The sequence below is a fragment of the Candidatus Poribacteria bacterium genome, assembly GCA_016866785.1.
In the GTDB taxonomy this organism is placed as follows: domain Bacteria; phylum Poribacteria; class WGA-4E.
Genome location: VGLH01000136.1, coordinates 1 through 10,574, shown reverse-complemented (window position 1 = coordinate 10,574; position 10,574 = coordinate 1). Strand labels below are relative to the sequence as shown.

Sequence of the window (10,574 nt, the reverse complement as noted above, 5' to 3'; positions counted from 1 at the left end):
CGCCTACGCGTTGGGCTACTTGTACGCGTTGGGCTACTTGGTGGGCGAAGCGGCGCGAGATGCTCTCTACGCGAAAAACACAGGAGTCCTACTCCCCGCTCTTCGTCCTCCTGAAGCACCGGATCCCTCGCGCGCGCAAACGGATGCAGAACATCCGTCGCGACGCCTATCAACGGTGGATACTCCTCGTCGCACCCACTGTCCCAACTTAGCGGAGCAGGTCAGCGATCCCACTTGACCGGCAGTCCATAGTTGTCTACATAGGGGCACGGTGACACGGCACGCCTCCTGGAGCACCTTCGATGGACCAACTGCTCGACTTCTTCGGACGCGTCAGTACGCTGCTGGAGACGCTCGCCGAGACGCGCTACAAGGGAATCATCCTTTCGGCAGTGACCATCACGGTTCTGGTCGTTATCCGCAGCGTTTCGACACGCGCTGTCCGTCACTACGTCCGGCGGCACGCCTACAAAGAGGAAAACGTCGAGAACTTCATGGCGACGTGGGGCTACGTCTGGACCGGAATCATCGCCGTGTTCGGGATCGTGAGCCTCAGTGGATCGCTCCAGGTTCTCGGACTGTCCGCCGGCTTCCTGGGGATGGTGCTCGGCTGGTCGCTTCAGCAGCCCATCACAGGCATCGCGGCGTGGATCATGCTGATCGTCAAGCGACCGTTCAAGATAGGCCAGCGCGTGGTGATCGCGGGGATCGTCGGCGACGTCATGGACATCACGCTGACACACGTCATCCTCAATCAGGTTGGCGGAACCGTCAGCGGCGAAGAACGTTCCGGTCGGGGCATCCTGATTCCGACCGCCATCCTTTTCGGTCAGACGATCACCAACTACACCTATGACGTCGAGTACATCCTCGACGAGGTGCCCGTACGGGTGACGTTCGCATCGGATTGGACGAGAGCCGAAAACATCCTCATCGACGCCGCCAGTCGCGTCATGGAGCACACGATCCTGGAGACCGGCGAACAGCCGTTCATCCGCGCCGAGTTGTTCGACGCCGGCGTCCTCATGCGGCTCCGATACAAGACGCGTCCCGAAGATCGCCAGAAGAACTCCAGCGATATCGTCCGCATCATTTTCCACGAGTTCGCCAAGGCGGACAGCGTCGAGTTCGCCTACGCCCATTCGGAAGTGATCTACACCTGGAAGGACGCGCCGAAGGCGGAGGGGCACCGGTCATGATGCCCGGAGCGACGCCGACGCTTCCCGCCCACGATGCCGCTCGGAACGGCGAGGGGATTCCGTTCGTCCTCATGGTGGCAGCCGCATTGGGCTTGGTGATCGTCTACCGCCTGTGGATGCGCCGCGCGACGCGATACCTCGCCGGCAGATCGGGTTCCGACGCCGTCGCTGCCGACAAGGCTCTCTTCGTCGCGCGGTACACCTACTTCGGCGTCGCGCTCGTGTTCTATCTCGCCCTGTTCGGCAGGTCGCTGAGCGGGATGGGCTTGTCGCTCGCGTTCATCTCGACGCTCGCGAGCTGGGCGCTGCGGGCTCCGGTCACCAACTTGGCTGCGTGGATGATGGTGGTGATCCGCAAGCCCTACCTGATCGGCGACCGCGTGGTCATCGGCGAGTTCACCGGCGACGTCAAAGACATCTCGGTGTCTTACACGCTGCTCGAACAGGTCGGCGGAACCGTGTCCGGCGACGAGAAATCGGGCAGGTCCATCCTGGTTCCCAACCAGAACCTGTTCGCCGCCGCCATCGTGAACTATCGGCTCGACGAGGACACGGTCCTGGACGAAGTGCCGGTCCGGATCACGTACGACTCGGACCTCTCACAAGCCGAAGCCGCCATCCTCGCTGCGGCGCGCGCGGCGTTGTCAGAACGCGGCGTCGCGGATAAGCGCGAGCCGTACGTCGTCCACGAACTGATCCCATCCGGCGTCATCTCGCGCGTGCGCTACCATGTCCAGCCAGTGCGCCGCCAAGAGATCGCCTCCGCCATCGTCGCCTCCATCCACGCGCGACTGTCGGCGGAACCGGCCGTGCGGTTCTGTTACGTCCAGTCTGTGGCGCACATGTCAGCCGCGCAACCGTCCGACCCGTTTCCTCCGCAGCATCCCGATTGGGTCCGTTCGCAGCCGTCATCCTGCTGATTCCGGTTCTACTTGCGCTCCAGCAGCTCGATCTCGTAGCCGTCGGGGTCGTCGATGAATGCCATCTTGCTGCCGGACACGAACTTCGTCCGCCAGCCGTCGGGCCAGATCTCAATGCCCTTGCTCTCCAGCTCGTCGCAGCAGGCGATCAGGTCCGGCACGCCGATGGCGAAGTGGAGCAGGTCGGTCGGGACACTGAGCTCATAGTCGGGCGAGTAGCAGAACTCAATCGTGTGCTCGTTGCCTGGCAGCGCCACGAACGCCAGTTGGTTCCCCGCCGGGGATCGGTCGCTGCGGCCCTGCAGCACGAACCCCAGGTTCTCCGTGTAGAACTTGATGCTCTGATCGAGGTTGCTGACGCGGACTCGCGTGTGGAGCAGAACTGCCACGATCCATGCCTCTCTGTGTCTGAAGTAGACCACGGAATGACGCCAGACAGTGTCGCCGGAATCGACCGCACGGGCAAGCGCCGAACGCCTACTCGCTCGTCGACGGCGGCTCGGGAACCGTCGCTTGCACTCGGAACGCGGGCGCGACGTAGTCCTTGGGAAGGTACTGGGAGGGAATCGTGACGGTGTTCCCGTCGCGCGCCGCTCGGTATGGGCGAGAGGATTTCCACGCCCGCCTCGTTGAAGCGGTCCTGGATGTTCTGATGGAGCTCCGAATACACGCGCGCCATGTTGAGCGGATCCAGTGTGTACGCGTTCAGTTCGTAGCTGACGTAGAAATCGCCCAGGCTGGTCTGTAGGACGAACGGCTGCGGACTCGTCTCGATCCCTTGCGTGGCGCGTGCCGCCGCGATCAGCAGCTCGTGAACCTGACGCCATGGCGTGTTATACCCGATCGTGACCGTCGTGTGGAGGATCAGCCCTTCCTGCTCCGGCGAGGAGCTGAAGTTGACGATGTGACTGCCGAGGATCATCGCGTTGGGGATCGTGATGTCCTCGTTTTTGGGCGTGCGGATTCGCGTGACGAGCAGCGTGCGAGCGACCACTTCGCCGACGGTGTCGGTGATCTTCACTCGGTCGCCGACGCGGAAGGCTCGCATATACGTCAGGATCGTCCCGGCGACGACGTTCGCGATGGCTGACGACGAGCCCAGCGAGAACAGAACGCCGATGAACACCGACACGCCCTTGAACGCCGCGCTACTCAATCCCGGCAGGTACGGGAACGCCACCACGAACGCGAATGCCACCGCCAGGAAGCGGACGATCTGGTAGGAGGGTTCCGCCCAATCGGAGTAGAACCCCGGCAGGGCGATGGTTCCGCTTTCGATCTCACGGAAGAGGAACCGCGTCAACCGGAGCGAATAGTGCGTCAGCGCGCCGATGATCGCCAAGACGGCGATGTTCGGCACGTAGGACAGGATGCCCACGCCGATGTAGGCGGCGCTGCCGACGAAGTGAGCGATGATCCGCTCGGCAAGCCCAGACGTCCACGGGAACAGGCTGAACACCAGCGGGACGTATGCGTACAGCACGACGACGACGACGGCGAAGCGCACGACGCGCACTACAGCCAGCAGCAGGCTGATGACCCGTTCCGCCGACAGGAGTTCGAGAGACTGCAGCCGCACCGGTCCCACACGGATGCCTACCCACGTCTGCACCCATCGGCGAGTCCAGCGGTACAACACGCGCAGCAGCACGAGCACGACGGCGAGCGCCGCGGTCAGCAACGCTGCGAAACCGACCTGACGACGCCCGGTAGCGTGACCCCATCCCGCGCGACGTGGGCGATACCGCGTATCGCCTCGGCGTTCGCAGATGCCAGCGCGCTTCGGTCGATGCCGGCGGCATCCGCGTCGGCGTCGGTGACGGACATCAGCACGAGCGAGCCAGCGCGGATCAGACTCTCGCCGGGCTTCTCGTCGACGGTCACGGGCTCCGCGCGGAGCGCCGGGTCGTTCCATAGACGCTCGATCCGCTTGGATATCGCTGCGGCGCGCTCCTCGACGGTGAATCCTCCCAGACGCGCTCACACCACGAACAGGCTCCTGCCGAACGCGGTCACCGTGCCGACGGGTGATCCTTCCGACTCGTCAACCGGTAGTTCCAGCTCGGCGGGCGCTGTATCCGGTACCTCCTGCGACCTTGCCGACACGGCGACGAGTGCAAGCGCGCACAGGGCAAGAGCCAGCGCACGACCGGATCGCGAGCGAAGACGCATAGCGTGTTCCTCGTGACATTGTCGGACTGGGGCGTGTCTACGGGACCGAAGCGCGGCAACCCGGTGCCCCGGCAAGGGAGAAGGTCAGCGTCGTCCGGGGCAAGGCTCGATGTGTACGAGGACGTCGGACACCTCGCCCATGCGATTCAGAACGCGTTCGCGAACCTGGTGTCCGAGATGGTGTGCCGCCTGTACCGACATCTCCGGAGGGACCTCGAGATGCAGGTCGAGGACATAGTACGAGCCCATCTTTCTGCCGACGATCTTCTCGGTGCCGAGCACGCCCTGTTCACGCAGTTGCAGGGCTGCCTCGCGCACGCCAGCTATCACGTCGGAAGGCGGGATCTCGTCGAGTAGCTCGCGAGACGCGAGCCACACGATCCGCGCCGCGCCGATGCCCATGAGAGCCGCGACGATGAATGCCGCCACGTCGTCCCAGTATGCCGACGGAGGTCCACCGATCCATATGGCGGCAGTCCCGATGAGCACGGCAGCGGATGCGCCGACGTCCGTGCGGTGGTTCAGCGCGTCGGCTTTCAGCGCGATGCTTCCCAGCCGACGAGCCAGTCCGCGTTGGTATCGAAACATCCCTTCCTTGACGACGATCCCGATGGCGCATGTCACCAGTACGGAAACGTCCGGCGGCGCGTGGCGCACGAAGACGCGGTGCCAGGCACCCATCGCGAGAAAGCCCGCCGTCGCGATGATGACCATTCCCACCAAGCGCGCGATCTCAGGTTCCATCCGTCCGTGACCGTACGGATGGCGCGCGTCCGCCGGGCGTCCCGCCCACTTCATTGCGACCAGCAATGCGAGCGAGAGCCCGACATCCGTCAGGTTGTTCATGCCATCGGCGATCAGGGAGTAGGAGCCGCCGTACCAGCCCACGAAGGCTTTGGCGGCGAAGAGCAAGCCGTTCAGCGTCAGCATCCACACGGCGGCACGAGCCGCGACGGGGTAGACGCCGTTGCCGAGCGTCGCCTGTCCAACCGGTGCTGACGCCACGGGCAACCCGTTCTGGACGAGCCTACGCGCCGAACAGCACGTCCTCGATTCCGTGCCGACCGATGGGCGCGGAAGCAACCCAGCGTGCCGCGCGAATCGCACCGCGCGCGAAAGTCTCGCGCGAGTGCGCGCGATGCGTGATCTCCAGCCGTTCGCCGTTTCCAAGGAAGAGCAACGTGTGATCGCCGACGACATCGCCGCCGCGAACCGCATGGACGCCGATCTCCGGCACCGTGCGCTCGCCGACGATCCCGTACCGACCGTGGATCGCCACGTCGGACAGCCGGCGTCCGAGCGCTTCGGCAGCCACGTCCGCGATCTTGAGCGCGGTTCCGCTTGGCGAGTCCTTCTTCTGGTTGTGATGGATCTCAACCAGTTCGACGTCGTAGTCATCGCCCAGCGTCGAGGCGACGAGCTCCACGGCGCGCAGCATCACGTTGACCCCGATGCTGTAGTTCGGAGCGATGACGCACGGAACCTGTCGCGACAGTCGATCCAGTTCCTCTGCCTGTTCGTCGTTGTAGCCGGTCGTCGCGATGACCATGCGCTTCTCGTGCCGGACCACCGCCTTCAGGTTCGCAAGCGTCGCTTCGGGTGACGTGAACTCGATGACAACATCCGTTCCGTCGATGACCGATGCCAGTGAATCGACCACGGGCACGCCGATGTGACCTGCGCCTGCGAGCTCGCCGGCATCCCTGCCGATGAAGGGCGTTCTCGGAGCGTCGACGGCTCCCACGACCGACATATCCGGCTCGCGGGCGACCCCGGCGACGATCATCCGCCCCATCCTGCCGCCCGCGCCATCGACCGTGACACGTATCGTGCTCATGGACGCTCCTCCCATCGTCAGGGCGCGCTGCCTCCTGCGTCTGAACACTATCCCACCAGGCGGACGCCGTCAAGGTAGGAGCCGGAATCCGCGCCACTGCTAGATTCCGTGGCAGTCGCGGGGTCGATCCCAAGCCGCCCGCAGTTGCCGAACACCGTCGTCTGGGCGATCATCGGGCGTTGTCCAGCGAACGAGAACGCCCGACCCCCGACAGGCCCGGAGCCACGTGGCACACCCGACGCCAACCAAACCGCGGATCACCGCCCGAAGCGTGCTGGTCGGCGTTCTCTACGTCGTGTTCCTGTGCCTGCTGACTCCCTACAACGACTACTACATCCTGAACACCTTCGCGTCGGGGAACCACTTCCCGATCGGGTCGTTCTTCCTCTTCACGCTCGTCGTGCTGGGCGTCAACCCCATTCTGCGCCGGATCGCTCCGTCGCGCGTCTTCACGCCGACCGAGCTGATGACCATCTGGACGATGATGCTCGTAGCGGCAGGCATCCCGTCGTCGGGATACCTCCGGTACCACCTGTTCATGCTGACCGCGCCGTTCCACTTCGCGACGCCGGAGAACGATTGGGCGAACCTGTTCCACGCCTACCTGCCGGACGCGATGGTCGTCCGAGACCCGAAGGCCGCCCGGACGTTCTACGAGGGCATCGACTCGACGGGGCGTATCCCCTGGGGGCTGTGGGTCCGGCCCGGGCTGATCTGGTCCCTGTATCTCGTGCTGAGCTTATTCGTTCTCCTCTGCATGAGCGCGATCCTGCGCCGGCAGTGGGTCGAACGCGAGCGCTTCGCCTTCCCGCTCGTTCAGCTCCCGGCGGAGATGGTCGAGCCGCCCGACCACGGCGCGTCGATGAACCGGTTCTTTCGGAGCCCGATCATGTGGGCGGGTTTCGCCTTGCCGGTCGCCGTGCACCTGCTGAACGGCCTCCACGCCCACATCCCGACCATCCCCAGCATCCCGCTCTACTTCTACCCGGATCAGTACTTGACGGAACGTCCGTGGACGGCGCTGCGCTCGACCGTGCTGTTCGTCTACCCGTCCATCATCGGGTTCTCGTACCTCCTGTCGCTGGACGTGTCGCTCAGCTTCTGGCTGTTCTACCTGTTGTACAAGGCGCAAAGCTTGGGCATCGAGGTGTTCGGTCTGTCCGTCAACGCGTGGACGCTGGCGAACCGACAGGAAATGGGCGGTTACCTGGCGCTGATCGTGTTCGTCATGTGGCTCGCACGGCGGCATCTGGCGATGGTCGTCAAGGCGTCGTTCGGCAAAGGCCCCGCCGCCGACCGCGCTGAACCCCTGCCGTATCGGCTGGCGTTCTGGGGGCTGATCCTCGGGACGGTCGCGCTGGCTGGCATGGCGCGGCTCGCCGGCATGTCGTTCTGGCTGGCGATCGGCGTCCACGTCTTCTTCTATGTGATGTGCGTCGTCCTGACGTGGATGGTGACCGACGGCGGGTTCCTGTTTCTGCTGGCGATCTTCCGACCTTCGGACTACATCCTGATTCCGATGGGCACGTCGCGCATCTCGCCGCGCAGTCTAACGATCCTCGCGTACGAGAAGACCCTGATGTTCGATCTGCGCGAGTTCGAGATGCCCCACTTCATGAACAGCCTCAAGGCGGCGGACGTGTCCGGCATGAGCCGCCGTCACCTCGTCGGCGCGCTCGCCATCGCCATCCTCGTCGCCATCCCTGCGACCTACGTATCCGGCATCTGGCTGTGGTACACCAAGGGCGGCAACAACCTGGGCTACTGGTGGCCCCCCGAGCCGTTCGACCGCCTGGCGAACCAACTGACGCATCCCACGGGAACCGACTGGGAGGAGCTCGCCTACACGGGCGTCGGCGTCGGCGTGATGTCGGGACTCATCTTCATGCGCTACCGGTTCCTCTGGTGGCGGTTGCATCCGCTGGGCTACGCGATGACCACGAGCTGGGCTCCCTACACGGTCTGGTTCTCGTTCTTCTGGGGTTGGCTGCTGAAATACACGATCCTCAAAGGTCTCGGTTTCCGTGGTTACAGGCAGCTACGACCATTCTTCCTCGGAATGGTCGTGGGAGAAGCGCTCATCGCAGGCTTCTGGATGATCGTCGGGCTGTTCACGCACGTTCCTTACCGGATCATGCCGGGGTAGCGTCTGCATGGCGACCGTCATCGCCCACATTCCGCTGCGTTCGCCGCTGGACCTCGCCGCGACCCTCGCGATGGGACAGACGTTCTGCTGGAGCCTCGCCGACGGATGGCACATCGGCTCGCTCGGCGGAACCTTCGTGCGCGTGCGCCCTCACGAAGGAGGACTCTTCGCCCAAGCCGACGCATCCGCTGAAGACCTCGCCCACCGGATCGCCGAGTACTTCGACGCAGATCGGGACATGGGCGAACTGCACCGACGACTCAGCGCCATCGATGAGAATGTCGCGGACGCAGTGGCGTTCTGCCCCGAGGTCCGCATCCTCCGGCAGCCGCTCTGGGAATGCCTTGCCGGGTTCATCCTGTCGAGCGTGAACAACGTCGCACGAATCACGGGCATCGTGCGTCGGCTCTCGCAACGGTTCGGAGAACGCCGACGTTTAGAGTACACCGAGGGCTACGCGTTCCCGTCGCCGGAGCGGCTCGCGGAAGCGGCGCCCCAAGAACTCGTTGCGTGCGGTACGGGGTTCCGGCATCGGGCTCTTCGCGAAGCTGCGGCGGCAGTCGCCGAGGGCAGGCTGACCGGCGAAGGGCTCAGCGTTCTATCGTACGACAGAGCGCACGCTGCGCTGCGAACGTTGCACGGCGTCGGCGACAAGATCGCCGACTGCGTTGCGCTCTATGCCCTGGGCATGGGCGAGGCGTGTCCCATCGACGTGTGGATCCGCCGGGAGCTCGAGCGGCTCTACTTCGGCGGCAGGCAGGTGCCCGTGGCGACGATTCGCGCGTTCGTCCGGGAGCGATACGGCACAGACGCCGGCTACGCCCAACTCTATCTCTACCATCGAGGGCGCATGCGCAGCCGCTCGGTGTGACCTGTCAGTGGAAGGAACTTCCGTGGAGCAGTTCATCCCCGACGATCTCGTCGCCAAGCTCGAAGACCGCATCTCGCAAGCCGTCAAGCGGATCCACTCGTTGCAGGAAACTGTCCAGCTCCTTGAGGATGAGGAAGCCGGTCTACGCCAGACCATCGCCGGACTGGAAGACCGCGTTCGCGAGCTGGAGAGTGAAGTCGCCCGGCTGAAGCATCTCGAAGAAGAGAACGCGCAGATCGTCGAGCGTCACCAGGCGCTGTCACAGCATCTGCGCCAGTTGGTCGCCCATCTCGAGCAGAACCTGCAAGAGTAGATCGGTTCGGCGGTTGCCTGCTAGGGCTCCAGCGAAAACGTGTCGGCATAGCGTTTGTAGTCGGGGTTCCTGAACTCCACTCGGACGTACCGCCGACCATCTGGCGACGTGGCGAAGTCGACGCACGTCGCGACGCGCGTCGGCTCGGAGCCCTCCTGGACGCGCTGGACGTGGAGCCCGCCATCCGCGGTGAGGAAGGCGACCGCCTCGCCGTCGAACACCCACTCGAAGGCGACCACGTCGCCGACCGTCGTGATGGGCGTCGGCTCCGAGCCGTCCGCCGTCCCTTGCTGCCAGACGTTCCAGCCCTTCGAAGCCAGCGACAGGAAACCAATCGACCTGCCGTCGGGTCGCCAGCGCGGTCGCTTGTCCGAAGCGGCAGTACCGGCGAACCGTTTCGCTTCGGGCCCATCCATCTCCGCCGCCCAGATGTCGGACGACGTGCCGACGAACGCCTCGAACGCGAGCGTGGGGCTGGTGGGCGACCAATCCAGGCTGCCCTCGTTCGCCAGGGCGCTTCCGAGAGCCTTCGGCGTTCCGCCGTCGGCTGGAACCACCCACACGTTGTTGCTCGGCGACCGGCGCGAGTGGAAGGCGATCCACCTCCCATCGCGCGACCACACGGGCATGAAGTCGTACGTGCGGGCGTCCGTCAACCGACGGGGAACCGCGCTCCCATCGACGGCTCGGACCCAGAGATTCGCCTGGTGGTAGCGATCCGGCGTGTAGTCGTAAACGATGAAGCGTCCGTCCGGTGACCAATACGGGTGGGCGTATCGCCCTTTGCCCGTGATCACGTTGCCGACGTTCAGATCGGCGCCCGACCCGACGATGAGCTGCCCAGCCTGCTCATAGACAATCGAATCGCCTTTCGGAGACCAGCCGATCCATCGCGGGGGCAAGCCGACGAAGTCGCCGGTGGGACCCGAACTGTCGCCCAGATCCAAGACGGATCCCTCGCATCCGACGAACAAGAGCAGACCGATCATCGCCGACGCCAAGCTCAAGAACAGCGCGACGCGCAATCTCATCGTGTCACATCTTCCGTCATGGGCGACTCCGTCGCGTCGGTGACGAACCGCCATATACCGCCTTCCTGCCGAGCCCGCGCCGGAT

The 10,574-nt window shown here is 64.6% G+C and carries 11 protein-coding genes; 5 read left to right on the top strand and 6 right to left on the bottom strand.

Annotated elements, in window-relative coordinates; all coding sequences use genetic code 11:
• Window positions 1-302: 302 nt before the first annotated feature.
• The gene (locus tag FJZ36_15890; GenBank protein ID MBM3216382.1) at window positions 303-1,199 is read left to right on the top strand and encodes a mechanosensitive ion channel family protein; all 897 of its coding nucleotides are present in this window, start codon (window positions 303-305) and stop codon (window positions 1,197-1,199) included.
• The gene (locus FJZ36_15885) at window positions 1,196-2,119 is read left to right on the top strand and encodes a mechanosensitive ion channel family protein (GenBank protein MBM3216381.1); all 924 of its coding nucleotides are present in this window, start codon (window positions 1,196-1,198) and stop codon (window positions 2,117-2,119) included. Before FJZ36_15890 ends, FJZ36_15885 begins: the two co-directional genes overlap by 4 nt.
• Window positions 2,120-2,127: 8 nt before the next feature.
• On the opposite strand, the gene FJZ36_15880 is transcribed toward FJZ36_15885, so the two are convergent.
• The 5 genes from FJZ36_15880 to FJZ36_15860 form a co-directional block, all read right to left on the bottom strand.
• Complete coding sequence (locus tag FJZ36_15880) at window positions 2,128-2,508, bottom strand: VOC family protein (GenBank protein MBM3216380.1); 381 nt, start codon at window positions 2,506-2,508, stop codon at window positions 2,128-2,130.
• Entirely contained in the window at window positions 2,268-4,034 is a 1,767-nt protein-coding gene (locus tag FJZ36_15875; GenBank protein ID MBM3216379.1) for a mechanosensitive ion channel family protein, read from the bottom strand. The genes FJZ36_15880 and FJZ36_15875 overlap by 241 nt, the downstream gene beginning before the upstream one ends.
• A 65-nt stretch (window positions 4,035-4,099) precedes the next feature.
• Complete coding sequence (locus tag FJZ36_15870; GenBank protein ID MBM3216378.1) at window positions 4,100-4,291, bottom strand: hypothetical protein; 192 nt, start codon at window positions 4,289-4,291, stop codon at window positions 4,100-4,102.
• 84 nt (window positions 4,292-4,375) lie between these two features.
• Entirely contained in the window at window positions 4,376-5,296 is a 921-nt protein-coding gene (locus FJZ36_15865; protein ID MBM3216377.1) for a cation transporter, read from the bottom strand.
• Between the two features lie 22 nt (window positions 5,297-5,318).
• The gene (locus tag FJZ36_15860) at window positions 5,319-6,128 is read right to left on the bottom strand and encodes a 4-hydroxy-tetrahydrodipicolinate reductase (GenBank protein ID MBM3216376.1); all 810 of its coding nucleotides are present in this window, start codon (window positions 6,126-6,128) and stop codon (window positions 5,319-5,321) included.
• 226 nt (window positions 6,129-6,354) lie between these two features.
• Here FJZ36_15860 and FJZ36_15855 point away from each other — a divergent pair, with 226 nt between their 5' ends.
• From FJZ36_15855 to zapB, 3 genes are read left to right on the top strand one after another with little or no spacing between them, the layout of a single operon-like run.
• Window positions 6,355-8,274, top strand: coding sequence for a hypothetical protein (locus FJZ36_15855; protein ID MBM3216375.1), 1,920 nt, complete (start codon window positions 6,355-6,357; stop codon window positions 8,272-8,274).
• A gap of 7 nt (window positions 8,275-8,281) precedes the next feature.
• Window positions 8,282-9,145, top strand: coding sequence for a DNA-3-methyladenine glycosylase 2 family protein (locus FJZ36_15850; GenBank protein MBM3216374.1), 864 nt, complete (start codon window positions 8,282-8,284; stop codon window positions 9,143-9,145).
• A gap of 22 nt (window positions 9,146-9,167) precedes the next feature.
• Window positions 9,168-9,458, top strand: coding sequence for a cell division protein ZapB (gene zapB / locus FJZ36_15845; protein ID MBM3216373.1), 291 nt, complete (start codon window positions 9,168-9,170; stop codon window positions 9,456-9,458).
• Between the two features lie 20 nt (window positions 9,459-9,478).
• On the opposite strand, the gene FJZ36_15840 is transcribed toward zapB, so the two are convergent.
• Entirely contained in the window at window positions 9,479-10,543 is a 1,065-nt protein-coding gene (locus FJZ36_15840) for a hypothetical protein (GenBank protein ID MBM3216372.1), read from the bottom strand.
• Between the last annotated feature and the right edge of the window lie 31 nt (window positions 10,544-10,574).

Bases quoted from the DNA above. Each gene is read 5' to 3' on its own strand.
- FJZ36_15870 (MBM3216378.1), bottom strand. From the start codon at position 4,291: ATGCGTCTTCGCTCGCGATCCGGTCGTGCGCTGGCTCTTGCCCTGTGC.
- FJZ36_15885 (MBM3216381.1), top strand. From the start codon at position 1,196: ATGATGCCCGGAGCGACGCCGACGCTTCCCGCCCACGATGCCGCTCGG.
- FJZ36_15890 (MBM3216382.1), top strand. From the start codon at position 303: ATGGACCAACTGCTCGACTTCTTCGGACGCGTCAGTACGCTGCTGGAG.
- FJZ36_15850 (MBM3216374.1), top strand. From the start codon at position 8,282: ATGGCGACCGTCATCGCCCACATTCCGCTGCGTTCGCCGCTGGACCTC.
- FJZ36_15875 (MBM3216379.1), bottom strand. From the start codon at position 4,034: ATGGAACGACCCGGCGCTCCGCGCGGAGCCCGTGACCGTCGACGAGAA.
- FJZ36_15860 (MBM3216376.1), bottom strand. From the start codon at position 6,128: ATGAGCACGATACGTGTCACGGTCGATGGCGCGGGCGGCAGGATGGGG.
- FJZ36_15840 (MBM3216372.1), bottom strand. From the start codon at position 10,543: ATGGCGGTTCGTCACCGACGCGACGGAGTCGCCCATGACGGAAGATGT.